Here is a 25,907-nt window from a genome sequence, read left to right as displayed (position 1 = left end):
AAGCCAGATGCGCGCCTCGTCCCTCCACCCCGACAGACCCTTTTCTAGGCCTGCCGGGAGAAACATACAAGCGCGCCCCGCCCTTGCAACCGGAGCTCGCTGCCCCGAGCGCTCCGCGCTATCGTTTTTCCCGCCGGGCGATCAGCCGCGGAGCCTTCTCCGGCAGCAGGCCCTGGGGACGGGTCACCAGGATGACCTGCAGTAGCACGCCGATAAGCAGCACGCGCAGAGAGGCCGCTTGCGTCGAGTACCCGGAGGGCAACATGCCGGTGAGCATCTGCGTACCCGACCAGATCCCCCAGATGATCACGGCGCCGAGGATGGCGCCGCGGTTATTGCCGCTGCCGCCGGCGATGAGCATCACCCAGATCAGGAAGGTCCCGTACAGGGGCCGGAAGGCCTCGGGGCTGACGAAGCCGAAGTAGTGGACGTAGAGCCCGCCGCCGACGCCCATGATGGCGGAGCCCACCACGAAGGCCTGGAGCCGGAGGCGGGCGATGTCCTTACCGGCAGCCGCCGAGGCGGGCTCGTTCTCGCGGATGGCCCGAAGCACCCGGCCCCATGGGGAGACGTAGGCGCGCTCCACCAAGAAATACACGCCCACAACGAAGGCGGCGACGATCACCAGGTAGGTGATCGGGGTGTCCAGCGAAGTGTCCGCCAGCGGTCGGGGCACACCGGCGATGCCACGCACGCCGTTGGTCAACCATTCCTCGTTCTTCAGCGTCAGGCGGATGATCTCGGCGATGCCGATCGTGGCGATGGCGAGATAGTCGGTGCGCAGCCGTGCCGTGATCAGCCCGATGATCAGCCCGATGATGCTGGAGGTGATCAACGCGCCAAGCAACCCCACCAGGAAGGGCATGCCGAAGCCGCCGAGATAGGCGGGACTGCCCGGGGTTGTGAGGATCGCGCTGGTGTAGGCGCCCACGGCGAAGAAACCGGCGATGCCGATGTTGAACTGCCCGGTGAAGCCCCACTGCATGTTGAGCCCCAGCGTGAGCACCGCATACACACCGGCGAAGGTCAGGAACGAGACGAGGTAGGCGGCGAGACCGGTGATCTCCATTACAGCGTCCCCTTGAACAGGCCCTGAGGGCGGATGATGAGCATGACCACCATGATGGCGAAGGCCACGGCCGGCTTGTAGGCGGCGGGGATGATCAGCGTCGACATCTCCATGGCGATGCCGATGATCATCCCGCCGGCGATGGCGCCGTAGGGTCGGCCGATGCCGCCGAGTATGGCGGCCGCGAACACCGGCAATAGTGCGGTCCAGCCCATCATCGGGTGCAGTCGGGTGTCGATGCCGAGGAACACGCCGGCGGCGGCTGCCAGGGCCCCACCCATGATCCAGGTCCACATGATCACCCGCTCCGCGGGGATGCCGGTGACCAGGGCGAGGTCCATGTTGTCGGACATCGCCCGCATGGCCTTGCCCATCTTGGTTCGGGTGAGGAACAGGTGCACCGCAACCACCAGCACCAACGCGGTGAGCAGGATCCAGACGTGATCGGGCTTCACGCGCAACCCACCAAGGATATCGAAGCGCCAGGGCATGCTGATGCCGGTGGCGTAGGTCTGGTTGTCCGAGCCCCAGAGCAGCTGCACCACGCTGCGCAGGATCAGCGCCATGCCGAACGAGGAGATCAGCAGGATCACCGGTTGGGTCCGGCGAATGCGCTGGTAGAGCACCCGGTCGATGAGTACCGCAACGGCAGCCATGCCGACCATGGCCGCCGGCAGCGCCCACCAGGGAGAGAGCCCGAAGACCATCACGAAGGCCAGGCCGATGTAGGCGCCCAAGGTCATGAAGTCGCCATGGGCGAAGTGGGCGAAGCGCAGGATGCCGAAGATCATCGACACCCCAATGGCCCCCATGGTCAGGATGCTGCCGAGCACCACCCCGTAGATGAATAGCTGTGCGATCTCGTTCATCGGGGTCAGCCTCCCAGGAACATCTCGGCGACCTCCCGGTTGGCCAGGAGGTTGGGCCCGGTATCCTCGTAGCGGTTGCTGCCGGTGGCCAGCACATAGCCGCGGTCGGCGATGCCGAGCGCCTGCTTGGCGTTCTGCTCCACCATCAGCACGCCGATGCCGAGGTCCCGGATCTCCTTGATGCGCTCGAAGGTCTCGTCGATGAGCAGCGGTGACAGCCCGGCAGTGGGCTCGTCGAGCATCAGCAGCTGGGGGTCGATCATCAGCGCCCGGCCCATGGCCACCATCTGACGCTCGCCGCCGGACATTAGCCCCGCCTGCTGTTGGCGCCGCTCCTTGAGCTTGGGGAAGAGCTCGAAGATCCGTTCCATCCGCGGCGTGAGGTTGCCGGACATGACATAGGCCCCCATCTCCAGGTTCTCGCGCACCGTCATCGAGGGGAAGACGTTGCGCTCCTGGGGCACGTACGCGATACCGCGCCGAACCATCTGCTCGGGGGTGGCGTTGGTGATGTCCTGACCCTGGTACAGCACCTGCCCCTCGCGGATGCGCAGCAACCCGAAGACCGCCTTCATGGCGGTGGACTTGCCGGCGCCGTTGGGGCCGACGATGACCACGATCTCGTCGGCCTCCACCCGAAGGTTGGTGCCGTTGAGGATGTCCACGCCGCCGTAGCCGCCGTAGAGTCCCGTCGCTTCCAGCAGTGTGCTCATTGCGCCCCCGCCTGTCCGCTCATGCCGCCACCGAGGTAGGCCTCGCGGACCTGCTCGTTCTGGCGCAGTTCGTCCATGGTCCCCGAGGCGATCAGGGCACCGTTGGCCATGACGTATACCGGTTCACATAGGGCCGAGATCAGGTCCATGTCGTGCTCGATCACGCAGAAGGTATAGCCCTGCTCGGTGTTCAGGCGCTGAATGGCCTCGCGGATCTTGCCGAGCAGCGTGCGGTTGACCCCGGCCCCGGGCTCGTCGAGGAGCACGGCCTTGGCGTCGGTCATCATCGCCCGGCCCAGGTCGAGGAGCTTCTTCTGGCCGCCGGAGAGGTTGCCGGCGAGCTCGTCGGCGAGGTGATCGATCTGCAGGAAGGCGAGCACCTCCTCGACGCGGTCCAGCACCCTCCCGTCCTCACGGCGGACACGGCCCCATCTTAACCAGGCGTTGAACAGGTTCTCCCCGGACTGCCCTGGTGGCACCACCATGAGGTTCTCGCGGACCGTCATGCGCGAGAACTCATGGGGGATCTGGAAGGTGCGCACCAGCCCCATGTGGAACAGCTTATGCGGTGGCAGGCCCGTGATGTCGGTGCCGTCCAGGGTGATCCGGCCCGTATCCGGCGGGAACAGCCCCGCGACCATATTGAACAGCGTGCTCTTGCCGGCGCCGTTGGGCCCGATCAGCCCCGTGATGCTCCCCTGGGTCACCTCGAACGAGACGCCTTGCACCGCCTGCAGGCCGCCGAAGGCCTTGGAGACGTTGTCTATGGTAATCAAGGGCGTCACCCCACTTGACGTTGAGCGAAAGATTGTCCCGGCACAAAACCCGCAAGTCTAAAGAATGCACGAGAGATCGCAATGCGCGGTGCAACAGCAGTAAATGCTCGGTGGCCGGGGCCGGTAGTTGCGTATTTACAACAGTCACGATGGCGGTGGACGGGCACTGGCAAACTCGGGCCATGTGTTCTACTGTGGTAGCCAGACAACGTTGCGCAACCAGCGCTTAGAAAAATGTTGCAAAAAGGTGAAGGTCTTGGTCTATACTCTACCCTGTCGGGTGCAGGACCTGGCTTGTTGCAGAAACGCAACGGCAAGACGTTCGTTGTTTGGACTTGAACTCATCCCGCAGGAGGGACAAAACATGACGTATAAGCTGATCAAGGGTGCCGCAGTCGGCACCGTCTCCGCCCTGGCGCTGGCCGCTGCCGGCCAGGCCGCTGCCGTCGACTTCCAGGCCGGTGACACCACGGTGTCCATCTACGGCTATGCCATCGGCAAGATGTCGTACGACTTCGACGAGAACCTGGGCAGTGCCACCAGTGCCAATGCCAACGCGACCACGGATAACGAGCCGGCCACCGGCTACACCGATCTCGACGCGCGGCAGAGCCGTCTCGGTTTCCAGACCGTCACCGACATGGGCGGCAGTGACCTGGTGACCAAGATCGAGGGCGACATGCTCGGCTCCGCCAGCGGCGCCCTGCGTCTGCGCCACGCCTACGGCGAGTGGAACGGCATCCTGGCCGGCCAGACCTGGAACAACTACACCTCCTTTGTGGGTGCCACCCCGACGGTGGACTTCAATGGCGTGCCGGGCAACCCGGGCCGTTACCTGCGTGACGCCCAGATCCGCTACACCACCGGCGATTTCTCCATCGCCCTTGAGGATCCGAACACCAAGGTGGCGAACATCGCGGGTGGTGACGCGCAGACCGTGGTGCCGACCAAGGACAGCCTGCCGGCCCTGAGCGCCCGTTACGAGGGCTCCGCCGGTAACGTGGGCTACTCGGTCGCCGGTATCGTGCGCCAGATCGAGCTGGCTGACGACAGCGACGACGAGCTGGGCTACGGTGCGTTCGTGGGCATGTCCTATGACATGGGTGCCATGAGCATCCAGGGTGTGATCAACTACACCGACGGTGCGGCCAGCTACCTGTACCACTCCGGCAAGGGCTTCTACGGCACCGACGCCTATGTCGACGGCGGCAGCATCGAGACCGTCGAGGCCTGGGGTGGCAGCATCGGCGCGAGCTTCGACGCCGGCCCGGGTACCGCGAACATCGTCTATGGCTACACTAAGCAGGACGATACGGATTTCACGGGTGACAACGAGGAGCAGCAGGCGCTGTTCCTGAACTACTTCTGGTCGCCGGTGGACCGTGTCACTTACGGTGTCGAGTACGGCTACCTGGAGAAGAAGACCGCCGACATCGCCGGTCAGGAGAGCCCGGACGGCAGCCGCGTCTCCTTCGCTGCCCAGTACGTGTTCTAAAGAACACAACAACAATATCCATTGTTGCCTTCTGCCCCGGCCATGCGCCGGGGCATTTTATTGGGTCTTCCCCTCCGAAACAGCCGCACGCTTGACGTGGATCAAGGCAGACGGATGGTGACGATGCTTCCATAATCCTCGGGAAGAGATCGGGGGTTGGTGGCAGTTCGCCCCGGCTCATCCCGCGTGCCCGCCGCGACCTGGGTGGGTGTCCAAGCGGCGGGCACGTCTCCTACTTCCCCGTAGCTCTCGTGCTGCCGGCCCTTCGGGGCCGGCATTTTTTTGGTTTACCCCAACGCCGCCCGATAGCCGTGCCAGGTGGCATAGCCGAGCACCGGCACCGTGACCGCCAGTCCGAGGAAGGCGGTGGCGAAGCCGACGAGCACCCCGGCCACGATGAGCGCGCCCCAGACACACATCGCGGCGCGGTTTTCCAGCACCACGCGGAAGCTGGTGATCACGGCGGTGATCACATCCGTGCCGCGGCCCATCATCATCGGCAACGAGAACGCGGAACCGGCGAAGGCGATGGCGGCGAAGACGGCGCCCACCGCGCTGCCCACGCCGAGGAACGGCAGCCAGGATTGCCAGCCCGGATCTGCCGTGGCGGGGAAGAACACATGCACCATGGCGGCGGCGCGGGCCCAGAGCAGGAACAGCACCAGCAACACCAGCGCAAAGATCACGTGATGGCCGATGTTGGCGAACATGGCCCGGCAGCAGCCGCCTACCGAGGGCCTGATGCCCTGCTCCAGCGCGCGCGCAGTGGCATAGAGGGCGAAGGCGATCAGCGGCCCGACCAGCAGGAAGCCGCCGGCGGTGATGTAGAGGATGAGGAGGTTGCCCGTGGCCCAGCTGCCCCCCGCTATGAACACCCCGATCAGCGTGACCAGCAGCCCGAAGGTGAGGCTTTCGAAGGGCGCCTGCCGGAAGTCCTGCCAACCCTGGCGCACCCACCCGAAGGGCGCCCATAGGGGGATCTCATGGGGTGCGGGGATCCATTCCGGTGTGGCTTCGTGTTCCTGGCTCTCCGCCATGCGGCTCCTCCTCCGTCGATCTTTCGGTTCTTGGTGGGCCCTTGATAGCACTTCCCGTACCCCGGGCGGAAGGTCCGCCCTTCGCCTCGAGGTTGCGGCGGCGTAACATGCGCGCAGCGATATCGCGAGGAGAGAAGGCATGGAGATGGATACCGCTGAGGTGCGGGCATTCCTTGAGGAGCATTTCCCCCAGGGCTACGGGCGGGTGGAGGCGGTGGGGCCCATGACGGCCCGGCTGCGCCTGGCGGTGGGCGACGAGCACCTGCGCCCCGGCGGCACGGTTTCCGGGCCGACCATGATGGGGTTGGCGGACACGGCGTTGTATGTGGCCATCCTGGCCAACCTGGGGCCGGTGGCGCTGGCGGTCACCACCAATCTCAATGCCAACTTCCTGCGCCGGCCGGCGGTGCGGGATCTCATCGCGGAGGCGCGGATGCTAAAGCTCGGCAAACGGCTGGCGGTGGGCGAGGTGACCATCTGCTCCGAGGGTTTCGAGGAACCGGTCTGCCACGTGACGGCTACCTACTCCATCCCGCCGGGGGCGGCGGAGGGCGGATGAGTCGCGCCACGGTACTCGGCTTTCGCCGCGACGCCGAGGGCCACTGGGTGATGGAGCTCGGCTGCGGCCATACCCAGCATGTCCGCCACCTCCCGCCCTGGCAGAATCGGGCGTGGGTGACCACGGATACGGGGCGGCGTGCCATGCTAGGGCGGCGCGTCGAATGCGGCTGGTGTTCCACGGGAGGCAATGATGCTAATGAAGGCTGAGGAGTCGGTGCTGCTGGTGGTGGATGTCCAGGAGCGTCTGGTGCCCGCCATCCACGATCACGGGAGCATCGTCGATGGGATCGAATGGTTGATGGGCGTGGCCCATACATTGTCGGTGCCGGTGCGGGTCACCGAGCAATACCCCGCCGGGCTTGGGCATACCGTGGAGCAGCTCTCGGCCCATCTGCCCCGGGCGGTGGTGGCGGAGAAGACGGCGTTCGCGTGTACCGAGGATCCGCCCTGTCTGGAGGGGATCACCGAGCCGGGCCGTCGGCAGATGGTGGTCTGCGGTACCGAGGCCCATGTCTGCGTGTTGCAGAGTGCCGTCGGGCTGCAGGCGGCGGGCCATGAGGTTTTCGTGGTGGGGGATGCCGTGGGCTCGCGCAGTCCCTCGGATCGCGACCTCGCCCTGGCACGCATGCGCTCGCTGGGCGTGCAGGTGGTCAGCCGGGAGATGGTGGCCTTCGAGTGGCTGCACCGGGCGGGGACCGAGCAGTTCCGTGCGGTCAGCCGTAACTTCTTGCGGTAGTTGGTGGCGATTAGGGCGCGCCACGGATAAACGGGGATGAACGCCATCCAATCAGCGTTTATCCGTGGCTGCTTGTCGCTCAGCCCTCGTGGACGTGGCCGTGCTCGAGCTCTTCCTCGGTGGCCTCGCGCACGTCCGCGACCTTGACCTCGAAATTCAGGGTTTGGCCCGCGAGGGGATGGTTGGCATCGACGGTGACGGTCTCGCCGTCCACGGAGGCCACTGTGACGATCTGGGTGCCGGCCTGGGTCTGGGCCTGGAAGCGCATGCCCGGCTCCACCTGATCGACGCCCTGGAACATCTCCATGGGCACCTCCTGCTGGAGGCGGTCATCGCGCTCACCGTAGGCCTCTTCCGGCTCCACGGTGACGGACACGTCGTCGCCGGTGGCCTTGCCCTCGAGCGCGTTCTCGAGCCCCGGGATGATGTTGCCCGCGCCGTGGAGATAGTTCAGCGGCTGGCCTTCCGGGGAAGCGTCCAGGACCTCGCCGTCATCACCCTTGAGCGTGTAGTCGATGGCGACGACTTTGTCCTTCGCAATCTGCATAGCAACCTCTGGGAATCAATGTGTTGACCGCACAGTATAACCGCCACGGCGGAATCACCCAAAAGACGCCGGTTTGGGCGCCGATGAATGGTGTCGGCGCCCGCACCGGACAGGGTCGGGCATTATGCAGCCAGGTGGTAATGCTCCGCGATCGCCTGAAGCAGCCGCCGGGTGTGTGGGGGGACGTCGACCAACTCCAGGCCGACGTGATGAAAGACCGCGTTCTTTTCCTTGCGCACCCAGATGCAGCGGGCGTTGAACTCCACCTGCCGCGCCCCTTCCACTGGCTCGTCGTTGAGGTCGATCCGGAGGTGGTAGATCCCGTCCACGTCTAGGGGCATGCTGGTCTCGATCATCCCGCCGTCGATGTTGATATCGGTGAGGTAGCCGATGAGTTCGTCGGTCCTGCCGTCATGCACGGGCAGGAACCGATCCACCACCGTCCTCTGGTGTCTCCTCGCGTCACGCATGGGCCCGCCTCCTTTGCTGATGGCCGGGCTGATACTATTTGCGCCCGCGGGCCCGTAGTCTATGGGCGGTGCCGGGCTGGCCGATGGATGCGTTAAAGTGGGGGACAAACGTGCCATTCGAGGACGCCGCCTTGCCTACACGCCCGGCTCCGCCGGCGGCGCTGCGCCGCCCCGTCGAGATCACCCACCATGGCCACACGCGCACCGACGAGCACGCCTGGCTGCGCGACGAGCGCTGGCGGGAGGCGATGCTCGATCCCCAGGTCCTGGACCCGGCCATCCGGGAGTATCTGGAGGCGGAGAACGCCTATACCGCGGCGATGATGGCAGTCACCGAGACCCTGCAGGCCGAGCTGTTCACCGAGCTCCGCGGGCGCATCCGCGAGGACGATGCCGGCGTCCCCCTGCGGGATGGTCCCTGGCAGTACTACCACCGTTACCGTGAGGGCGGGCAGCATCCACTGCTGTGTCGGCGTCCCAGCGATGGTGGCGACGAGCAGGTCCTGCTGGACGGTGACTCGGAGGCGGCCGGCCACGAGTACTTCCGCCTCGGTGGCGCGGAGCACAGCCCGGATCACCGCTATCTGGCCTATGCCCGGGACACCGCCGGCGCGGAGGTGTTCGAGATCCGTGTGCGGGACCTGGCCACGGGAGAGGACCTCGACGATTGTATTGAGCGCACCTGCGGTGGCATGGAGTGGGCCGCCGATGCCCGTACCTTGCTGTACACGCGGTTGGATGAGGACCACCGTTCGCGCTGGGTACACCGGCATACCCTGGGGGAGCACAACCCGGATCCGCTGGTCTACGAGGAGGCCGACCCCGGCTTCTTCGTGGGCGTGGACAAGACCGAGAGCGGGCGTTACCTGCTCATCGACAGCCACGATCACACCACCTCGGAGATCCGCTACCTGAGCGCCGACGATCCGGCCGCCGAACCAGCGGTTTTCGCGCCCCGCCGGCGGGGGGTGGAGTACGGCATCGCCGATCATGGGGAGCGCTGGCTGATCCTCACCAACGACGGCGACGCCGAGGACTTCCGCATCTGCGAGGCACCGTTGCGCGACCATGCCCCGGAGCGCTGGAATGACCTGGTCCCCCACCGGCCCGGGCGGCTGATTCAGGGGATGCTGGTCTTCCGCGACTACCTCGTGCGCCAGGAGCTCGCGGAGGCGGAGCCGGCCATCGTCGTGCGGCGGCTGGACAGCGGCGCCGAGCACACCGTCGAGCTCCCGGAGGCCTGCTGCAGCGTGGCGCTGACGGCGGGCTACGAGTACGCCACCGATACCCTGCGCTTCTCCTATAGCTCGCTGACCACGCCCACGGAGGTGTACGACTACCACATGGCGAAGCGGCAGCGCCGGCTACGCAAGCGCCAGGAGGTGCCCTCGGGCCATGACCCTGACGCCTACGTCAGCCACCGGCTGACGGCCACCGCCGCCGACGGCGAGGCCGTCCCCATTTCCCTGTTCCACCGTCGCGACCATAGTCCCGGCCCTGGGACACCGCTGCTGCTCTATGGCTATGGCGCCTACGGCATCAGTGATCTCCCGGCGTTCAGCCCCAACCGGTTGTCCCTGGTGGATCGCGGCTTCGTCTATGCCATCGCCCATGTCCGCGGCGGCATGGAGCGCGGCTATCGCTGGTATCGCGAGGGGCGGCTGGAGGGTAAGCCCAACACCTTCAGCGACTACATCGCCTGCGCGGAGCATCTCATCGGCGAGGGCTATACCCGGGCCGGCCGGGTGGTCGCCCACGGCGGCAGCGCCGGCGGCATGCTGGTGGGCGCCGTGCTCAACTACCGCCCGGAGCTGTTCGGTGCGGCGGTGGCCGATGTGCCCTTCGTGGATGTGCTCAACACCATGCTCGATGACAGCCTCCCCCTGACACCGCCGGAGTGGCCGGAATGGGGCAACCCCGTGGCGGACGAGGAGGCCTATTTCCGAATCCTGTCTTACTCCCCCTATGACAACGTCCGCGAGCAGGCCTATCCGGCACTGCTGGTCACCGCCGGGGTATCGGATCCCCGGGTGACGTACTGGGAGCCGGCGAAATGGGTGGCGCGGCTGCGCCACTGCAAGCGCGATGATCAGCCCCTGTTGCTGCGCACCAATATGAGCGCCGGTCACGGCGGGCCGGGTGGGCGCTTCCAGTACCTGGAGGAAGTGGCACACCGCTACGCCTTCCTGCTCCACTTCCTGGGGGCGTCGTCCGAGCAGTGAAGCATCCGACGACGCCTTGCCGGCTGCTGGTGGCCGGCGCCGGCGCGGCGGCGATGTTGCCCCGGGGTCCTAGCCGCTCCCGTCCGTCGCCGTCGTCTCTTCGGTAGCGCTGTCGGGCTGCAGATCCAGGGTGACGCGGACGACGTCCGGCTCGTCGGCATGGGCGCTGCGGCGGAAGCCGAGCTCGCGGCAGAGCTTGAGCATCACCTGGTTCTCCCGCAAGACGTCGCCGAAGATCTCACGGATGCCGCGGTCGCGGGCATAGTCGATGATCCGCTGCATCAACAGCCGGCCGAGGCCCTGGCCGGTGAGCTCCCGGTGGATGATGATGGCGTACTCGGCGCGGGTGTTGTCCGGGTCCGCGTTGATGTGCACCACGCCATGGATGGGGGTCTCCCCGGGGACCCCGGGCTCGGTGAGCACCAGGGCCATGTCGCGGTCGTAGTCGAGCTGGGTGAAGCGGGCCGCCTGCATATGGGTCAGCCGCTTCATGGGCATGAAGAACCGCAGTCGTACCTCGTCGGGACTCAGGCGCGCGAAGGAATCCCGCAGGGGCATTTCGTCCTCGGGGGTGATGGGCCGGAGGTAGAACTCGCGGCCGTCGTCCAGGGTGACCGTCTCTTCCAGTTCCCGGGGGTAGGGCCGGATGGCGAGCCGGCCGGTGCCGCTGCCGCGGGTCTCCCCGATGCGTACCCGGGCGTCGAGGGCGATGGCCCCCTGGTGGTCCGCCAGCAGTGGGTTGATGTCGAGCTCGGCGACGTCGGCCAGATCGGCGACGATCTGGGAGATGCGCACCAGGGTCAGGGCCAGGGCGTCGCGATCGGCGGCGGCGACGCCGCGGAAGCCGCGGAGCTGGCGGTCGATACGGGTGCGCCGAATCATGTCGTCGGCGAGCTTCATGTTCAGCGGCGGCAGGCCGAGGGCCTGGTCCTGAATGACCTCCACCGCCGTGCCCCCCTGGCCGAAGAGGATCACCGGACCGAACTGGGCGTCCTCGCTGACGCCGACGATGAGCTCCCAGGCGTCGGGTCGGTGGACCATGGGCTGGACGGTAAAGCCCTCGAGATGGGCCTCGGGGTGGTGGCGGCTGACCCGATCGCGGATGCTCTCGGCGGTGGCGCGTACCTCCTCGGGGTCGCGGACGTCCAGGGCCACGCCGCCCACGTCGCTCTTATGGGAGATGTCGCGGGAGAGGATCTTCACCGCGAACGGTCCCTCCATCTCCGCGGCCACCCGGGCCGCCTCGTCCGGGTCGGCGGCGATCCGGGTGGGCACCACCGCCACGCCGTAGGCGGCCAGCAGCTCCTTGGCCTCCGCCTCGCTCAGCCACTCCCGGCCCTCCTGCCGGGCGCCATCGATGAGGGCCCGGGCTCGGTCGGTGTCCGGGGTGAATGCCTCCGGCACGGAGGGCGGGGTCTCCAGCAGGGCGCGCTGGTTCTCGTGGAACTCCACCACGTGCATGAAGGCGCGCACCGCCGCCTCCGGCGTGGTGTAGGTGGGTACGCCGGCGGCGGCGAACTGCCGTCGCGCGGGCACGGCCAGGTGATCGCCCACCCAGCTGGTGAGCACCGGCTTGCCGCCGCGCTTGGGTTGCTGACGGAGTGTGGAGATTACCGCCCCGGCGGCGTCCTGGGGGTCGGCCACGGCGGTGGGGCAGTTCAGCGTGAGCACGGCGTCCACTTCCTCCGCCGACAGCAGCACCTCCAGGGCCTTGCCGTAGCGCTCGCCGGGTGCGTCGCCGATGATGTCCACGGGATTGCCGTGGGACCAGGTAGTCGGCAGGAAGCCGTTGAGCTGCTCCAGAGTCCCCTCCGAGAGCTCGGCGAGGTGGCCGCCACGACCGATCAGGGCGTCGGTGGCGAGTACGCCCATGCCACCGCCGTTGGTGAGGATGGCGAGCTGATCACCCTTGGGGGTGGGGGCGAGTGCCAGTGTTTCCACCGCGGCGAACAGCTCGCCCAAGGTGTCCACCCGTAGCATGCCGGCGCGGCGGAAGGCGGCATCGTAGACCTTATCCGAGCCCGCCAGGGCGCCGGTGTGGGAGGCGGCCGCCTTGGCGCCCTCGGCGTGGCGGCCGGCCTTGACCACGATTACCGGTTTCATCCGTGAGGCCGCCCGCGCCGCCGACATGAACTTGCGCGCGTGGCTAATGGCCTCCACGTACAGGAGGATGGCGCCGGTGTCCGGGTCGTTGGCGAGGTAATCCAGCGTGTCGCCGAAGTCCACGTCGGCCATGTCCCCCAGTGACACCATGTGGGAGAAGCCGATGCCGTGGTTGTGGGCCCAGTCGAGCACCGCGGTGACGATGGCACCGGACTGGGTGACGAAGGCGATCTTCCCCTCGGGCGGATCCAGGTGCGCGAAGCTGGCGTTGAGCCCGCAGCCAGGCACGATGAGCCCTAGGCAGTTGGGTCCGAGCACCCGCAGCAGATGGGGCCGGGCAGCGTCGAGCATCTGCTGGCGCAGCTCGCGGCCTTCCTCGTCGTCCCCCTCGCCGAAGCCCGCGGTGATCACGATGGCCGCCCGGGTCCCGCGCTCGCCAAGCTCGCCGATAATGCCCGGAATTGTCTTGGGCGGCGTGGCGATCACTGCGAGGTCGGGGGTCATCGGCAGGCTGGCCACGTCCGGATAGGCGAGCACCCCCTGGACCGCCCGGTGCTTCGGGTTGACCGGCATCACCGGCCCCTCGAACCCCGACTTGAACAGGTTACGCGCCACCACGCTGCCGACGCTGCCCTCCTTGCGGCTGGCCCCGATGAGGGCCACTGAGCGGGGCTCGAAGAGGTATTCTAGGTTGCGGACCGTCATGGGTTGTTCCCTCGCAGCTTTCGCCGGCGGATATCGTTCGTGGAAATTCAAGCAGTGTGCGGCCGTGACCGCCATGCTGCACTGCCGCATGATAGTACGCCGAGGACTGGCGTGCGAGTGGTGGCGCGATCAGCCCGGTGGTCCGGAAAGCAGCACGATCAATGGCAGGCTGACCACCGAGACCAGGGTCTGCGCGGTCAGGAGTGTGGCCATCAGGGCGTGGTCACCGCCCATCTGTCGGGCGAGTATGAACGCGGAGCTGGCGGTGGGGAGCGCGGCAAAGAGGATAAGCACCCGGGTCTCGAGCCCGCCTAGGCCGAAGGCCGTGGCCGCCATCCAGGCGAGCAGCGGCATCACCGCGAGCTTGGCCGCCGTGGTGATGGCAATCACCATTGTGTTACCCACCGCGGTACGTGGTTGCAGCCCGGCGCCGACGGTCATCAGCCCGAGTGGCAGCGCCGCCCGGCCCACGATCTCGAGCACTGCATCCGAGCCCGCCGGCAACCCGATGCCGGTGCGGTTGAGCGCGATCCCCAGCACGCAGGCGAGGATCAGGGGATTGCGGGCAATGCCGCGGAGTGTGGCCGTCAGCGAGCCACGGCCGTCGGCGTAGCGAAGCAGCACCGCGACACTGATGACATTGACCAGGGGGATCAGCAGCGCCATGACCAAGGCCGCCACCGCCGCACCCGCCGGTCCGTACAGGGCGAGGGCGGTGGCCACGCCCAAATAGGTATTAAAGCGGATGCCGCCCTGGAACACGGAGGTGAAGCCGGGGCCGTCCAGCGGCAACAGCCGTCGCAGGGCGAGCAGGCCGAGGGACATGCCGGCCAGTGTCGTGACCACCGCGGCGGCCACCGGCATGACGCGGCCTGCGTCCACGTTGGCGGTGGCCAGGGTCTCCACCAGTAGTGCCGGGAAGAGAAGGTAGTAGACCAGGCGCTCGAGCTCCGGCCAGAAGCCCCGGGCCGGGAAACCGGTGCGCCGGAGTCCGTGGCCCAGGGCAATGAGGGCGAAGATCGGGACCAAGGCGGCGACGACCGCCTGGAGGCTGGTGCTGAGCATGGGGCCTTTCAGGGGTTGTGGTGGGAGATCCCAACGGCGGCCATTCGCTGGTACTCTGGGCTGTCGGACCCGGGGCCCGACCCGCCGCACGGCGCCGGTCCGGGGATTGTAAGGCCAGTGAGCGCAACCGAGGCAAGTCAGCGGAGAACACACGATGAAGGCGTATTTCCATTCCGCCCAGGACCAGCACCACCCACGGACCTATTTCAGCCGCGGGCAGATGCGTGCCCCCCAGGAGCTGCCGGAGCGCACCGTACGCATCCGTGAGGGGCTGCAGGCCCTGGATATCCCCGTGGTGGCACCGGAGGATCATGGCCTGCGCCCGCTCAATGCGGTGCACGACCTCGGTTACCTGCGCTTCCTGGAGTCTTGCCACCGCCGTTGGCCGAAGGACTGGGGCGAGGAGGTGCTCTCCAACGTGTTCATGCGCTCGCCGAATCCCATGCGCGGCATCCTCGCCGAGGCGGCGCGCTACCTCGCCGACGGCAGTTGCCCGGTGGGCGAGCACACTTGGACCGCCGCCTACTGGGGCGCACAGAGCGCGGTCTCCGCGGCCCAGGCGGTCCTTGACGGCGAGCGCCACGCCTACGCCCTGAGCCGGCCGCCGGGGCATCACGCCCGCATCGACGCCGCCGGGGGCTTCTGCTACCTCAACAACGCCGCCATCGCTGCTAAGGTCCTGCAGTCCCGTTATCCCCGGGTGGCGATCCTGGATCCGGACGTGCACCACGGCCAGGGCATCCAGGAGGTCTTCTGGGAGCGCAATGACGTCCTCTGCATCTCCATCCATGGGGATCCCACCAATTTCTACCCGGTGGTCAGCGGATTCGAGGACGAGCGTGGTGGTGGTGAGGGCTACGGCTACACCATCAACATGCCCATCCCCCACGGCTCGCCGGAGGAGGCCTTTTTCGAGCGCCTGGACGACGCCATGAACGCCATCCGGCTGTTCGCCCCGGATGTGATCATCTGCACCCTCGGCTTCGACATCTACAAGGATGACCCTCAGGCCAAGGTTGCGGTGACCTCGGAAGGGTTCGCCCGTATGGGCGGCATCCTGCGGGATACCGAGCTGCCGGTGCTGGTGGTCCAGGAAGGGGGCTATCACCTGGAGAGCCTGGCCGAGAACACCCGCCAGTTCTTCTCCGGACTACTGGGCCGCTAGCCCTGGCCCTCATCGGCCGCGCCGGAGTATGGGACGGGACGCTCGTGCCCGTCCCGACGGCGCTGCAGGCGGCTTAGCGCATCTGGAAGAGCTCCTGGTGGAAGGCGTCGGTTGGCAGGCCATGAGCCATGAAATCCTGGCGCAATGCCTGCCCGAAGGCGGTCGGTCCGCAGAACCAGATGCTCGCCTCGCGCCAGTCCGGCACCGCCCGCCGGATGCCCCCCGGCGTGAGCCGGCCATCCCGCGGGGTGATGCTCACGTGCAGGCGCACGCCCGCGGCGCGGGCGTCCTCGGCGACTCGCTGGATGGCGGCGGGATCGTGGTCCGTAGTCGGGTGGAACAGGTCGACGGGCGGCCCGCCCGGGTGACGGGCCAGGTACTTCATCCCCGCGATGAACGGGGTGATGCCGATCCCGGCGCCGATCCAGATCTGCCGAGGGCGGTCGTCGTTGAAATCGAAGCAGCCGTACGGCCCCTCCACCGTCACCGGCGTGTCCGCGCAGAGCTCCCGTTGTACCCGTGCCGTGTAGTCGCCCAGGGCCTTGACCACGAACTCCACCTGGCGGGTCTGCGGGTCCCACGGTGAGGCGATGGTGTAGGGGTGGGCCCCCTCGTTGCGGTCGCGGGTTACGAAGGCGAATTGGCCGGGGCGATGACCGGGCCAGTCGGGGTCCAGCTCCACGGTGGCCGCCACCACCCGCAGTGGCTCGAAGTGGGTCACCGAGCGGACGGTGCCGCCGACCTGCCGCGAGCGGCCGATGCGGCCGGCGAGCGAGATGACCGCGGCGACGGTGCCCGCGGTGAGCAACACCGCCAGCACCCAGCCGATGGGCTGGCCCCAGTACTCCGGCTCGGTCAGGACGAGGGTATGGAACACCAGCGCCAGGTAGCCGAGAGCGAGCAGACGATGGCTCCAACGGAAGAAGCCGTAGGGGATGCGGCGCAACAGCGCGATCGCGATGAGCACGACCACCGCGTAGAAGGTCCACTCGCCCACCGTTTCCGCCAGGCCGCGCAGCGCGTGGCGTAACGACTCCTGCGCACCGTCGCCACCCCCGCCGCCTCGACCCGGGCGGCTGAGCCAGCCCCAGCCGACTATCCACTTGGTGACCAATGCCCACCACCAGCGCGGTGATGCCAAGCCAGCGGTGCAGGCGATACATCTTATCGAGCCCGTTGAGCGGGCGTTCGGCCCATGCCGGCCGAAGGGCCAGCACCATCGCCAGGCTCATGACGCCCATGGCGAGGACACCGCTGTACTGCACGAACACGTGCCGGAAAGAGAAGTAGGTGAGCGGATCCGGTAGCAGGGTGTCGGCGAGCAGCCACAGCAGGGTCAACCCGACGAGGAAGCTCCACAGGGCGATCTTGATGGGGCGCATAGCCGGCTTCTCCGTGCCGCAGCGGTGACTGGGTATGCCGGGGGATTATCACAGAAGGGGCCACCGACGCGGGTGATGCGGATCAACGTCACACCGGTGGCCGACGGGTCTACTGAGATGGCCGGGCGGTGGCGCGGAGCATTCGCCGCAGGGTGTCGTCGCCATCGAGCAGGTGATGCTTCAGTGCCCCGACGATATGGACCACCAACAGCCCCACCAGGACCCAGGCGAGCAGCTCATGGGCCTCCTCACCGAGCTCGTGGAGCGATTCGCTGGCGCCGGTGAGCGGCGGCAGCGTGAACAGCCCGAAGAACTCGACGCTGTGTCCGCCGCTGGAGACCAGCAACCAGCCGCTCAGGGGCAGGACGATGAGGGCGGTGACCAGCGCCCACTGCACGGCGACCGCCACCGCCCCGAGCAGCCCGGTGTCATGGGCCGGCGTGCGCCGATTAGCCAGCCGCCAGGCGAGGCGCAGCACACCGAGGGCGAGGACGGACACGCCCAGGCTGATGTGCAGGCCCACCGCCGTCTCCTCCATGGATTCCGGGAGCTCCTCCATGAACCAACCGAGCAGCAGCATCGCCGCGATCAGCGCGGCGGTGAGCCAGTGCAGGGTCCGCGTCAGGCTGCCGTAGTCCGCTTGCGAGTCCATTAGTTGCATCGTTGCCTCCATGTCGGGTCGGGATTCCCCGCCAGATTCGACGGCAAAGGTGAGGGAATTTCGAAGAAACGGAGTAGTTGCGGTGATGACCCTTGCCAGGCCCGGCGCCGGCCGGTAGGAAGGCCCCATGGGACGCCCGGGTATTACTGCCAAGCTCTTCGTCGCCTTCCTCGGCATCGCCCTCCTGGTGGTGGTGCTGATGGCGGGGGCGGTCCAATGGACCTTCCGCAGCGACTTCCTGGAGTACGTGCGCGAGCGCGAGGGCGAGCGCATGGAGGAGCTCGCCGAGGCCTTGGAGGACTACTACGACGATCACCAGGGCTGGGCGGGGCTCCGAGAGGAGGGACGCTGGCGACGAACGGTGCGCCACGGCTTGTGGCGGGAGCGCGATGATGAGGAACACGAGGGCCGCGACGGGGGGCGCGCCGTGCCCCCTCCAGGGGCGGGCCCAACGCTGCTGGATGCGGATGGGGACCGGGTGGCGGGGCCCGGTCTGGATCCGGAGAGTGCCGTGCGCATCCGCATCGAGGAGGATGACCGGACGCTCGGCTGGCTCGTCTACCGCCCCAGTAGCGAGGTGACCGAAGGCATCGCCCTGCGCTTCCAGCACCAGCAGCTGGAGACGGCCTGGGCCATTGCGGGGATCAGTGCGGCGTTGGCCGCGTTGCTCGGCCTGCTGCTGGCACGGGGCTTTCTGGCACCGGTGCGGCGACTGGCGACGGCCACCAGGGCGTTGGCCGCCGGCGATTACGCGACCCGGGTGCGCGAGGACCGCCGCGACGAGCTCGGCCAGCTGGCGCGGGACTTCAACCGCCTCGCGGAGACGCTGGAGCGCAACGAGCGCCTGCGCCGGGAGGTGATGTCCGACCTCTCCCACGAGTTGCGCACGCCGGTGTCCGTGCTGCGCGCCGAGCTGGAGGCCATGGAGGACGGGGTCCGGCCGCTCACCCCCGAGGCGGTGGCGGGCCTGCAGGAGAGCGTGGCCACCCTGGGCCGGCTCATTGACGACCTCTACGAGCTCTCCCTGGCCGATGCCGGGGCGCTTAGCTACCGAATGGAGGCGGTGGAGCTGACCGGGCTGCTCTCCGCCCTGGTGGAGCAGTGGCGGCCGCGCTTCGAGCAGGCGGGCCTGGCGTTGGGGCTGGATCTGCCCGCCGAAGCGGTGACGGTGCGTGGTGATCGGCGCCGACTGGAGCAGCTCTGGGGCAACCTGTTACAGAACAGCCTGCGCTATACCGACGTCGGCGGCGAGGCCCGGTTGCGCCTGGAGTTCGGGGCGGAGCGGGTGACGGTGCGCCTGGAGGACTCCGCACCAGCGGTCCCCGAGGCCGCCCTTGGGCGGATCTTCGAGCGGCTCTACCGGGTGGAAGGCTCACGCAGCCGCGCCAGTGGGGGCGCCGGCCTGGGGCTGGCGATCTGTCGCAGCATCGTCGAGGCTCACGGCGGCAGCATCGAGGCCTATGCCTCGCCGCTCGGCGGGTTGGGAATCCTGGTGCGGCTGCCGCGTCAATAGGGGCAACGCAAGGGGCGTAGCGGAACGATGAACGGACGGATCCTGATCGTGGAGGACGAGCAGCGCCTCGCGTCGCTGCTCGCCGATTACTTGCGCAACGCCGGCTATGAGCCGCACTGCCTCGCCGATGGCAGCGAGGTGGTGGAATGGGTGCGTGCCCACGACCCTGAGCTCATTCTGCTGGACCTGATGCTCCCGGGGCAGGACGGCATGAGCGTGTGCCGGGAGTTGCGCCGGTTCAGTGACGTGCCGATCGTGATGGTCACCGCTCGGGTGGAGGAGATCGATCGGTTGCTGGGCCTGGAGCTCGGCGCCGACGACTATATCTGCAAGCCTTTCAGCCCCCGGGAAGTAGTCGCCCGCGTGAAGGCCATCCTGCGCCGCGCGCGGCGCAGCGAGCCTGTACCGGGTTCGGCGCGCGGCCTGGCGGTGGACGAGGCCGCCTACCGGGCCAGCCTGGATGGCCAGGATCTTGGTCTGACACCGGTGGAGTTCCGGCTGCTCGCCACCCTGGCCTCGCGTCCGGGGCGGGTGTTCTCCCGGGATCAGCTCCTCGACCGCCTCTACGACGACCACCGCGTGGTCACTGACCGCACCGTGGACACCCACGTGAAGAACCTGAGGCGCAAGCTCGCCGCGGTCCGCCCCGACGACGAGCTGATTCGCTCGGTCTACGGTGTCGGCTATCGCCTGGAGGCGCTGGACTGAACGCCGGGGGCGGCGTTCACATTATCTCCGCGCTCCACGCATATTCCCTCCACTGCCCGTGAGCACAATCGTCTGCGAGGTCGCGGCGAACCGCGACCGCGATTCTCGCAGTACTCACGGGAGATGCCCCATGCGGAACGACAAACTGTTTATCGGCGCCACTGTCCTCACCGTCGCCGTTGCGGGTCTGGCCAGTGCTGGTCCGGAGCGGAGCCCGCGTCATGATGCCGTCATGATGGATCGCGCCGTCCCGGCGGGCGCTTCGTCCATGAAGGCTCGGACCTTCAAGGAACGGCTCGCGGGCCGCTTCTCCGAGGCGGATGGCAACGGGGATGGGCGGCTCGACGTCGACGAGGTGCAGGCGCTGCTGATGCGTATGCGTGCCGAACGCAGCATTCAGTGGCTCGACCGAGACGGCGACGGTGCGGTCAGCCGGGCGGAGTTCGCCAGGTCGGCGGAAGAACCCGGCGTCGGCATGGGGCGCGATGCCGCCTGGGACCACCGCTACTACGACGAAGACGAAGACGAAGACGAAGACGACGACGACGACGACGACGACGACGACGACGACGACGAGGACGACGAGGACGACGAGGACGACGAGGACGACGAGGACGACGAGGACGACGAGGACGACGAGGGCAGTGCAACGGCCGGACCGGCCCCGGCCGGCACTACCGCGCCCCCGGACAATGGCCTGTTCGCGCCGGACTCGAACCCGAAGGTGAATACGAACTAAGGCCGTGGCGATGGCTTTGGTTGCGAACCGAAAGGAGAAGACACGATGAAATCGATCCTCGCCCCCCTCACGCTAACCGCCGCGCTGGCCCTGCCGGGGATGGCCTCGGCGGCGCCGGTGACTTTCACCACGCAGCTGAACGGCTACGGTGGCAATGGCGCCTACTTGGCGTATTACGTCACCGATGCCAGCGGCAACTATGTCGGCAGCCTTTGGATGGCTGGTGAGAAATCGAAATATTACAAGGACCTGAGAGGTTGGTATCGCGCCACCGGTGGTGATACGGCACAGGTCGACGGCATCACCGGTGCCAGTGTCGGCGAGGGGCAGACCCTGGAATTCACCCTGGAGCTCAACGATGCACTTTTCGAGGCAGGGTACACGTTGCATATCGATGCGGCGGTTGAGGATATGCGCGAGTCCCCGCGCGAGATCAACATCCCCCTGAACCGTGCCAATGCCGGTGAGATGGTGCGTGGTCGCCGTTACGTTGCCGGCTTCAAGTACGACCTGTAAGGGGGCGGGCCATGATTCGCCTCTTGCATAGATGGCCCGGGCTGGTGGCCCTTGCCCTTCTTGTCGTTCTGTCGGTCAGTGGTGCCGCGCTCTCGGTATTTCCTGCTATGGAGCGGATTGCGACGCCGGTGGCCGGGGAAGAAATGACGGTGGCGCAGTTGGCCTCGCGTATTCAGGCCGCCCACCCCGGGGTGGAGCAGATCAAGCGTGCCCCCTCGGGGCGGATCCGGGCGTACTGGTTCGCCGACGGTCAGGCCGGCAGCGGTGTCATCGACCCACGGACGGGCGAGGCGCTCACCGCTGCCGCGCCAAGCGCGGTCCAGGGGTGGCTGACCGATCTGCACCGCTCGCTGTTCCTCGGCGATTTCGGGCGTTGGACCACGGCGGGCGGTGCCGCAGCGATGCTCGTGCTGGCGCTCTCGGGCGCGTGCCTTGTGGCGCGTCGTACCGGTGGCTGGCGGCGTTGGTTCGGACCGGTGCGCGGGTCCACGAGCGCTCGGCTGCACACGGAAATCGCACGCGTCGTGGTCTTCGGGCTGGCGCTGTCGTCGGTGACAGCCCTTTGGATGACTGCCTCGACCTTCGGCTACCTGCCCGAGGGCGAGGCGGTGCCGACCTTCCCCGATCAGGTGAGCGGCAGTACAGGGGCCGTGACCGCGGAGATGCCGGCGCTGCGCGATACGCCCGTCCGCGCGCTGCGCGAGCTCACCTTCCCGTATCCCAGCGATCCCACCGATGTGTTTACGCTCTCGAGCAACGATGGCACGGGCTACATCGACCAGGGCACCGGCGCGCTCCTAGCGTGGGAGCCGCTTTCGGTCTGGCAGCAGCTCTCCGAGACGATCTACATGCTCCACACCGGCCAGGGCGCGGCCTTCGTAGGGTTGGCGCTGGGGATTACGGCCCTCGGTGTGCCGGTGATGGGCATCACTGGGGCGATTCTGTGGTGGTGTCGGCGTCGCGCGCGGCCGCGTATCCGCGACAACCGTCCGGCCGCGCAGGCACAAACGGTGATCCTTGTCGGAAGTGAGGGCGGCAGTACCTGGGGCTTCGCGGCGACGTTGCACCGGGCGCTGATCGGTGCCGGGCAAGCCGTGCACACGGCATCGATGTCGAGCTTTGCCCCCGAGCGGTACACGAACGCCGAGCGCGTCCTCGTGCTGGCTGCGACCTATGGGGACGGCGAGGCACCCTCTTCGGCCAGCGGGTTTCTCGAACGGCTCGCGGCGATGGCGACAGCGCCCACCGCTCCGCTTGCCATCCTTGGCTTCGGCGCTCGCAACTTCCCCGCCTTCTGCGCCTATGCCCGCCGCGTCGAGGCGGCGGCCCAGGCGAAGGGTTGGGAGATGCTTCTACCGATGGACACCGTCGATCGCCAGTCGCCGCAGGACTTCGCCCGCTGGGGGCGCGTGCTCGGAGCCACCCTGGGCCTCGAGCTGGAGCTGGCGCACCAGCCCCAGGGCCACGCTACGCGCCATCTCACACTCGTTTCGCGTCGCGACTATGGCACCGAGGTGCAGGCGCCCACGTCCATCCTGCGTTTCGCCCTGCCAAGGGAGCGGCTCTGGCAGCGCCTGACTGGGCACGGGTTCGGCCGGTTCACCGCGGGCGATCTCCTGGGCATTGTGCCGGAAGGCTCGGAGCTACCGCGTCTGTACTCGCTGGCCTCGGGGCGCCGCGACGGCTTCATTGAGATCGTGGTCCGGAAACACCCCGGTGGCCTGTGTTCGGGCCAGCTCGTGGGGCTGGAGCCGGGTCAGACGGTGCGTGCGTTTCTGCGCCGTCACCCCGACTTCAAACCGGGTTCGGGGCGTGCGCCGCTGATCCTGATCGGCGCGGGCACGGGCGTGGGGCCGCTTGCGGGGTTCATCCGCGAGAACACAGGGCACCGCCCAGTGCATCTGTTCTTCGGCATGCGTCACCCGGACAGCGATTTCCTTTACGACAGGGAGATGACCGAGTGGCAGGCGCAAGGACGGCTCGAGCGTCTCTCCACCGCAACCTCGCGTGCGGCACGCCCGCACTATGCGCAGGATGCTTTACGCGCGGAGGCCGTGCCGGTCGCCGAGGCGATCCGAAGAGGCGCGCGAGTTGTGGTCTGCGGCGGACGAGGTATGGCCCGGGGGGTTTCCGAGGCGCTGGAGGAGATCCTGGCCCCGACAGGCTTGACGCCGGCTGTGCTGAAGGAGAAGGGGCAATATGTCGAAGACGTCTACTGATGCGGTACGCCACGCGCTGAACGGCCCAACCATGGGCACGCGCTGGCAGGCGACCTTTCTCACGGCGCCAGAGTTCAATCCATCCGCATTGCGGGTCGCACTGCAGGCGGCCGTGGACGAGGTGGATGGGCAGATGTCGACCTGGAAACCCGACAGTGACCTCATGCGGCTGAACGACGCGCCCGTGCATGAACGCACCGCGGTACCCGGGCGCCTGCGAGAGGTGCTGGCACTCGGTCTCGAAGTCGGGCGCGCTTCAGGTGGGGCCTTCGATATCGGCATGGGCGACGCGGTCGCCGCCTGGGGGTTCGGGCCCACTGAGGCGCGCGTTGAGCGGATTCGCACCGCGCTCGCGGCACCCCGAAGGCCGGCCCACGAGGTGCTCACCCTGGAGGAGGGTGGTGTGATCAAGCGCGCACCGATCACGCTCGATCTCAACGGTATCGCCAAGGGCTATGGTGTGGATCGGCTCGCCGAGGTGCTCGTAAGCTTTGGCATCCGGGATGCACTGGTTGGTATCGACGGGGAAATGCGCGCCATGGGGCTGCGCTCTGATGGCGAAGGTTGGCGCATCGCCGTCGAGGCCCCGGACCCGGCGGCCCGTGCACCGCACTCCATCCTGATGCTCCAGGATGCGGCCGTTGCCACCTCCGGCGATTATCGGCACTGGATTGAAATCCAGGGGCACCGGCTGTCCCATACAATGGACCCGAGTCGTGGCGCCCCGCTCGCCGCCGGGCCCGCCTCGGTGACCGTCCTCGCCCGGCGCTGTGTCGAGGCGGACGCGTGGGCGACCGCGCTCATGGTCCTAGGTGCCGAACGCGGCCGTGTTCTCGCCGAGGCGATGGGGCTGAATGCGCTGTTCCTTTTCTGTGACCGCGGCTCCGAGGGGCTGTCCACGCTCGGAATCGGTGACCTGTTCTCCTCCGTCGACCCGCCTAGCGATCGGATGAATAGGGTCGCTTCCGAGTCGGCCGGACCTGGGCACCGAACTGCCGCACGGCCGAATTGACTCGGAGCGGAGGGGATCTGCGCGCCCCTTCAAGGGCACCCAATGGTTTGGCCTGCCGTGGTGATCATTCGGAGGCGCTGGAACCGCGGTCGCCATCACCCAGCTGCTCAACGCCGGGGAAACGATCCGAGACATAGCGGGCATGGCATTGGATGCAGTTGCGGGTCATGCGGTTGTAGACCCGAAACTGGCTCGCCGTGTCCTCCGAGCGCCCGGCGTCGGCCAGGTTCGCCGAGAGCTCGTGGAACTCGCGGTCGAGCTGGATGAAGCCCGGCGGGACGGCGGCCTTCAGGTCGCGGCGATCCTCGTCGGTGAGTGATTGCTGGAGGATGAAGCTGTCGTGGACGCGCTGGGCCGCTTCGGCTACGGCGGCGTGCTCTCCCATGACCATGGCCGAATGGATCTGTCCCATCGCTGCCTGGACCGAACGCATCTCCTCGCGAAGGAGCCGGTCGAGTTTCTCCGTGAGCTTGGGGGTGACCGGCTCCGCGGCATGCAGCGGCACGGATACAGCAATAGCGAGTGTCGTTGCGCTGGCCCACGCGAGCAAGCACGACCGAGTATTGCGGGGCATCGGATGGCCCTCCTTAAAAAGTAGCGTAAGTACTTATTAATGCGAGCATAGCCGTCGCCTCGCCGACCAGCAACGGACCCCGGCGATCTTCACATTCCCTCCGCGATCCGCGCATATTCGCTTCACCGGCAGCCGGGAGAATCGTCCTCGAGGTCGCGGCACGGGGTCGCGGCCGCAGACAGGATGACGAAAGGAGAGTGGTCATGCACAAGGGCAAGCTGATCATTGGGGCGCTCGCCATCACCGTCGGTGCCGCCGGCATCGCCATCGCCGGGCCGGGCCGTATGGGCGGGGGCCACGCAATGGGGTTGAACCCGGGGGACCTGCCGGCAAGCGTGGAGGACCTGCGCAACCGCCATGCGGAGCGCTTCGCCGCCGCGGACGCCAACGGCGACGGTCAGGTGGATGCGGACGAGATGCAGGAGGCGATGATGCGCTGGCGCGCCGAGCGCCGGGTGCAGCGGTTGGACAGCGACGGCGACGGCCTCGTCAGCGAGCAGGAGTTCGTCTATCCCATGGAGCGGCGGCTGATGCGAATGGACCGCGACGGCGACGGCCAGATCGGTCCCCGGGAGATGGGTCGCGGTGAGCGCTGGGATGACGACGACGATGACGACTATCGGCGCAAGGATCGCCGCTACGACGACTGACCCGGCTCGTGGAGGGGCTAGCCGTAGGTCAGCCCCTCGCCCCCGGCAGGTTGAGCAGTACCGTGCCGGCGATGATCAGCGCGATCCCGCCGAGCTTCAGTGCCGAGAAGGTTTCGCCGAAGAATATCGCCCCGGTGATCGCCACCCCGACGATCCCCAGTCCCGCCCAGATGGCGTAGACATAGCCTACCGGCAGCTGCTTGAGGCTTGCCGCGAGCAGTAGAAAGGCGAGCGCATAGCCGACCACCACGATGGCCGCGGGCAGCGGCCGAGTGAAGCCGTCGGAGGCCTTTAACGCGGTGGTGGCGATGACCTCGCTGATAATGGCGATGGCCAGGTAGACGAGGGCCTTCATGGCCCTACCTTTGATGCGTGCAAAGGTGTCCCCATTGGGCGGCTT

26 protein-coding genes and 1 pseudogene are annotated in these 25,907 nt (G+C 67.6%); 13 read left to right on the top strand and 14 right to left on the bottom strand.

What is annotated here, in order from left to right; genetic code table 11:
* Positions 1-118 precede the first annotated feature (118 nt).
* From ACQ754_RS13290 to ACQ754_RS13275, 4 genes are read right to left on the bottom strand one after another with little or no spacing between them, the layout of a single operon-like run.
* Positions 119-1,069 (bottom strand): branched-chain amino acid ABC transporter permease, encoded by a 951-nt coding sequence (locus ACQ754_RS13290; protein WP_440997519.1) that lies wholly within the window; start codon positions 1,067-1,069, stop codon positions 119-121.
* Complete coding sequence (locus ACQ754_RS13285) at positions 1,069-1,938, bottom strand: branched-chain amino acid ABC transporter permease (RefSeq protein WP_440997518.1); 870 nt, start codon at positions 1,936-1,938, stop codon at positions 1,069-1,071. The genes ACQ754_RS13290 and ACQ754_RS13285 overlap by 1 nt, the downstream gene beginning before the upstream one ends.
* 5 nt (positions 1,939-1,943) lie before the next feature.
* Positions 1,944-2,651, bottom strand: a complete 708-nt coding sequence (locus tag ACQ754_RS13280) for an ABC transporter ATP-binding protein (RefSeq protein WP_440997517.1) — start codon at positions 2,649-2,651, stop codon at positions 1,944-1,946.
* Entirely contained in the window at positions 2,648-3,427 is a 780-nt protein-coding gene (locus ACQ754_RS13275; RefSeq protein ID WP_440997516.1) for an ABC transporter ATP-binding protein, read from the bottom strand. Before ACQ754_RS13275 ends, ACQ754_RS13280 begins: the two co-directional genes overlap by 4 nt.
* Positions 3,428-3,791: 364 nt before the next feature.
* On the opposite strand from ACQ754_RS13275, the gene ACQ754_RS13270 reads away from it, so the two are divergent.
* Positions 3,792-4,922 carry a DcaP family trimeric outer membrane transporter gene (locus ACQ754_RS13270; RefSeq protein ID WP_440997515.1) on the top strand — a complete coding sequence of 377 codons (1,131 nt, stop codon included), beginning with the start codon at positions 3,792-3,794 and terminating at the stop codon, positions 4,920-4,922.
* A 287-nt stretch (positions 4,923-5,209) separates the two neighbouring features.
* Here the strand turns inward: ACQ754_RS13270 and ACQ754_RS13265 are convergent, their stop codons facing one another.
* A complete protein-coding gene (locus tag ACQ754_RS13265) occupies positions 5,210-5,959 on the bottom strand; it encodes a DUF2189 domain-containing protein (protein WP_440997514.1) in 750 nt (249 codons plus the stop codon).
* Between the two features lie 139 nt (positions 5,960-6,098).
* Here ACQ754_RS13265 and ACQ754_RS13260 point away from each other — a divergent pair, with 139 nt between their 5' ends.
* From ACQ754_RS13260 to ACQ754_RS13250, 3 genes are read left to right on the top strand one after another with little or no spacing between them, the layout of a single operon-like run.
* A complete protein-coding gene (locus ACQ754_RS13260; RefSeq protein WP_440997513.1) occupies positions 6,099-6,518 on the top strand; it encodes a PaaI family thioesterase in 420 nt (139 codons plus the stop codon).
* The gene (locus ACQ754_RS13255; RefSeq protein ID WP_440997512.1) at positions 6,515-6,727 is read left to right on the top strand and encodes a DUF3565 domain-containing protein; all 213 of its coding nucleotides are present in this window, start codon (positions 6,515-6,517) and stop codon (positions 6,725-6,727) included. Before ACQ754_RS13260 ends, ACQ754_RS13255 begins: the two co-directional genes overlap by 4 nt.
* A complete protein-coding gene (locus ACQ754_RS13250; protein WP_440997511.1) occupies positions 6,708-7,256 on the top strand; it encodes a hydrolase in 549 nt (182 codons plus the stop codon). The genes ACQ754_RS13255 and ACQ754_RS13250 overlap by 20 nt, the downstream gene beginning before the upstream one ends.
* A gap of 79 nt (positions 7,257-7,335) precedes the next feature.
* On the opposite strand, the gene ACQ754_RS13245 is transcribed toward ACQ754_RS13250, so the two are convergent.
* Positions 7,336-7,803, bottom strand: a complete 468-nt coding sequence (locus tag ACQ754_RS13245) for an FKBP-type peptidyl-prolyl cis-trans isomerase (RefSeq protein WP_440997510.1) — start codon at positions 7,801-7,803, stop codon at positions 7,336-7,338.
* A gap of 122 nt (positions 7,804-7,925) precedes the next feature.
* Positions 7,926-8,273 (bottom strand): PilZ domain-containing protein, encoded by a 348-nt coding sequence (locus ACQ754_RS13240; RefSeq protein WP_440997509.1) that lies wholly within the window; start codon positions 8,271-8,273, stop codon positions 7,926-7,928.
* Between the two features lie 131 nt (positions 8,274-8,404).
* Between ACQ754_RS13240 and ACQ754_RS13235 the strand changes: the two genes are divergently transcribed.
* Positions 8,405-10,495 carry a S9 family peptidase gene (locus tag ACQ754_RS13235; protein ID WP_440997508.1) on the top strand — a complete coding sequence of 697 codons (2,091 nt, stop codon included), beginning with the start codon at positions 8,405-8,407 and terminating at the stop codon, positions 10,493-10,495.
* 69 nt (positions 10,496-10,564) lie between these two features.
* Here the strand turns inward: ACQ754_RS13235 and ACQ754_RS13230 are convergent, their stop codons facing one another.
* Together ACQ754_RS13230 and ACQ754_RS13225 are read right to left on the bottom strand one after the other, a co-directional pair.
* Entirely contained in the window at positions 10,565-13,303 is a 2,739-nt protein-coding gene (locus ACQ754_RS13230; protein WP_440997507.1) for a bifunctional acetate--CoA ligase family protein/GNAT family N-acetyltransferase, read from the bottom strand.
* A 129-nt stretch (positions 13,304-13,432) separates the two neighbouring features.
* Positions 13,433-14,368 (bottom strand): AEC family transporter, encoded by a 936-nt coding sequence (locus ACQ754_RS13225; RefSeq protein ID WP_440997506.1) that lies wholly within the window; start codon positions 14,366-14,368, stop codon positions 13,433-13,435.
* A 154-nt stretch (positions 14,369-14,522) separates the two neighbouring features.
* Between ACQ754_RS13225 and ACQ754_RS13220 the strand changes: the two genes are divergently transcribed.
* The gene (locus tag ACQ754_RS13220; protein ID WP_440997505.1) at positions 14,523-15,533 is read left to right on the top strand and encodes a histone deacetylase family protein; all 1,011 of its coding nucleotides are present in this window, start codon (positions 14,523-14,525) and stop codon (positions 15,531-15,533) included.
* Positions 15,534-15,606: 73 nt separating this feature from the next.
* Here the strand turns inward: ACQ754_RS13220 and ACQ754_RS13215 are convergent, their stop codons facing one another.
* The 3 genes and pseudogenes from ACQ754_RS13215 to ACQ754_RS13205 all read right to left on the bottom strand — a co-directional run bounded on the left by ACQ754_RS13215 (position 15,607) and on the right by ACQ754_RS13205 (position 17,576).
* Positions 15,607-16,647, bottom strand: a complete 1,041-nt coding sequence (locus ACQ754_RS13215) for a ferredoxin reductase family protein (protein ID WP_440997504.1) — start codon at positions 16,645-16,647, stop codon at positions 15,607-15,609.
* A gap of 52 nt (positions 16,648-16,699) precedes the next feature.
* Positions 16,700-16,753, bottom strand: a pseudogene (locus ACQ754_RS13210) (hypothetical protein); the annotation flags it as partial.
* A gap of 271 nt (positions 16,754-17,024) precedes the next feature.
* Entirely contained in the window at positions 17,025-17,576 is a 552-nt protein-coding gene (locus ACQ754_RS13205; protein ID WP_440997503.1) for a cytochrome b, read from the bottom strand.
* 127 nt (positions 17,577-17,703) lie between these two features.
* Here ACQ754_RS13205 and ACQ754_RS13200 point away from each other — a divergent pair, with 127 nt between their 5' ends.
* From ACQ754_RS13200 to ACQ754_RS13175, 6 genes are all read left to right on the top strand, one after another.
* Complete coding sequence (locus ACQ754_RS13200) at positions 17,704-19,089, top strand: ATP-binding protein (RefSeq protein ID WP_440997502.1); 1,386 nt, start codon at positions 17,704-17,706, stop codon at positions 19,087-19,089.
* A gap of 27 nt (positions 19,090-19,116) precedes the next feature.
* Entirely contained in the window at positions 19,117-19,797 is a 681-nt protein-coding gene (locus ACQ754_RS13195; protein ID WP_440997501.1) for a response regulator, read from the top strand.
* Between the two features lie 130 nt (positions 19,798-19,927).
* Positions 19,928-20,536, top strand: coding sequence for a hypothetical protein (locus ACQ754_RS13190; RefSeq protein ID WP_440997500.1), 609 nt, complete (start codon positions 19,928-19,930; stop codon positions 20,534-20,536).
* 45 nt (positions 20,537-20,581) lie between these two features.
* Entirely contained in the window at positions 20,582-21,052 is a 471-nt protein-coding gene (locus tag ACQ754_RS13185) for a DUF2271 domain-containing protein (protein ID WP_440997499.1), read from the top strand.
* A gap of 11 nt (positions 21,053-21,063) precedes the next feature.
* Positions 21,064-23,271 (top strand): PepSY domain-containing protein, encoded by a 2,208-nt coding sequence (locus tag ACQ754_RS13180; protein WP_440997498.1) that lies wholly within the window; start codon positions 21,064-21,066, stop codon positions 23,269-23,271.
* Positions 23,272-23,302: 31 nt separating this feature from the next.
* Positions 23,303-24,283 (top strand): FAD:protein FMN transferase, encoded by a 981-nt coding sequence (locus tag ACQ754_RS13175; protein ID WP_440997497.1) that lies wholly within the window; start codon positions 23,303-23,305, stop codon positions 24,281-24,283.
* Between the two features lie 64 nt (positions 24,284-24,347).
* Here the strand turns inward: ACQ754_RS13175 and ACQ754_RS13170 are convergent, their stop codons facing one another.
* Entirely contained in the window at positions 24,348-24,857 is a 510-nt protein-coding gene (locus ACQ754_RS13170) for a hypothetical protein (RefSeq protein WP_440997496.1), read from the bottom strand.
* A 203-nt stretch (positions 24,858-25,060) separates the two neighbouring features.
* Between ACQ754_RS13170 and ACQ754_RS13165 the strand changes: the two genes are divergently transcribed.
* Complete coding sequence (locus ACQ754_RS13165; RefSeq protein ID WP_440997495.1) at positions 25,061-25,507, top strand: EF-hand domain-containing protein; 447 nt, start codon at positions 25,061-25,063, stop codon at positions 25,505-25,507.
* Between the two features lie 28 nt (positions 25,508-25,535).
* Here ACQ754_RS13165 and ACQ754_RS13160 read toward each other — a convergent pair whose 3' ends face one another.
* Complete coding sequence (locus ACQ754_RS13160) at positions 25,536-25,862, bottom strand: DMT family transporter (RefSeq protein WP_440997494.1); 327 nt, start codon at positions 25,860-25,862, stop codon at positions 25,536-25,538.
* Positions 25,863-25,907: the final 45 nt, after the last annotated feature.

Origin of the sequence: Arhodomonas sp. SL1 (assembly GCF_052060015.1) — a bacterium.
GTDB lineage: Bacteria > Pseudomonadota > Gammaproteobacteria > Nitrococcales > Nitrococcaceae > Arhodomonas.
The sequence above is the reverse complement of the archived record's forward strand: the minus strand, read 5'-3'. Positions and strand labels throughout refer to the sequence as shown.

Bases quoted from the DNA above. Each gene is read 5' to 3' on its own strand.
- ACQ754_RS13245 (WP_440997510.1), bottom strand. From the start codon at position 7,803: ATGCAGATTGCGAAGGACAAAGTCGTCGCCATCGACTACACGCTCAAG.
- ACQ754_RS13265 (WP_440997514.1), bottom strand. From the start codon at position 5,959: ATGGCGGAGAGCCAGGAACACGAAGCCACACCGGAATGGATCCCCGCA.
- ACQ754_RS13260 (WP_440997513.1), top strand. From the start codon at position 6,099: ATGGAGATGGATACCGCTGAGGTGCGGGCATTCCTTGAGGAGCATTTC.
- ACQ754_RS13225 (WP_440997506.1), bottom strand. From the start codon at position 14,368: ATGCTCAGCACCAGCCTCCAGGCGGTCGTCGCCGCCTTGGTCCCGATC.
- ACQ754_RS13165 (WP_440997495.1), top strand. From the start codon at position 25,061: ATGCACAAGGGCAAGCTGATCATTGGGGCGCTCGCCATCACCGTCGGT.
- ACQ754_RS13205 (WP_440997503.1), bottom strand. From the start codon at position 17,576: ATGCAACTAATGGACTCGCAAGCGGACTACGGCAGCCTGACGCGGACC.
- ACQ754_RS13250 (WP_440997511.1), top strand. From the start codon at position 6,708: ATGATGCTAATGAAGGCTGAGGAGTCGGTGCTGCTGGTGGTGGATGTC.
- ACQ754_RS13200 (WP_440997502.1), top strand. From the start codon at position 17,704: ATGGGACGCCCGGGTATTACTGCCAAGCTCTTCGTCGCCTTCCTCGGC.
- ACQ754_RS13185 (WP_440997499.1), top strand. From the start codon at position 20,582: ATGAAATCGATCCTCGCCCCCCTCACGCTAACCGCCGCGCTGGCCCTG.
- ACQ754_RS13175 (WP_440997497.1), top strand. From the start codon at position 23,303: ATGGGCACGCGCTGGCAGGCGACCTTTCTCACGGCGCCAGAGTTCAAT.
- ACQ754_RS13190 (WP_440997500.1), top strand. From the start codon at position 19,928: ATGCGGAACGACAAACTGTTTATCGGCGCCACTGTCCTCACCGTCGCC.
- ACQ754_RS13180 (WP_440997498.1), top strand. From the start codon at position 21,064: ATGATTCGCCTCTTGCATAGATGGCCCGGGCTGGTGGCCCTTGCCCTT.
- ACQ754_RS13290 (WP_440997519.1), bottom strand. From the start codon at position 1,069: ATGGAGATCACCGGTCTCGCCGCCTACCTCGTCTCGTTCCTGACCTTC.
- ACQ754_RS13285 (WP_440997518.1), bottom strand. From the start codon at position 1,938: ATGAACGAGATCGCACAGCTATTCATCTACGGGGTGGTGCTCGGCAGC.
- ACQ754_RS13280 (WP_440997517.1), bottom strand. From the start codon at position 2,651: ATGAGCACACTGCTGGAAGCGACGGGACTCTACGGCGGCTACGGCGGC.
- ACQ754_RS13195 (WP_440997501.1), top strand. From the start codon at position 19,117: ATGAACGGACGGATCCTGATCGTGGAGGACGAGCAGCGCCTCGCGTCG.
- ACQ754_RS13160 (WP_440997494.1), bottom strand. From the start codon at position 25,862: ATGAAGGCCCTCGTCTACCTGGCCATCGCCATTATCAGCGAGGTCATC.
- ACQ754_RS13240 (WP_440997509.1), bottom strand. From the start codon at position 8,273: ATGCGTGACGCGAGGAGACACCAGAGGACGGTGGTGGATCGGTTCCTG.
- ACQ754_RS13230 (WP_440997507.1), bottom strand. From the start codon at position 13,303: ATGACGGTCCGCAACCTAGAATACCTCTTCGAGCCCCGCTCAGTGGCC.
- ACQ754_RS13170 (WP_440997496.1), bottom strand. From the start codon at position 24,857: ATGCCCCGCAATACTCGGTCGTGCTTGCTCGCGTGGGCCAGCGCAACG.
- ACQ754_RS13255 (WP_440997512.1), top strand. From the start codon at position 6,515: ATGAGTCGCGCCACGGTACTCGGCTTTCGCCGCGACGCCGAGGGCCAC.
- ACQ754_RS13270 (WP_440997515.1), top strand. From the start codon at position 3,792: ATGACGTATAAGCTGATCAAGGGTGCCGCAGTCGGCACCGTCTCCGCC.
- ACQ754_RS13220 (WP_440997505.1), top strand. From the start codon at position 14,523: ATGAAGGCGTATTTCCATTCCGCCCAGGACCAGCACCACCCACGGACC.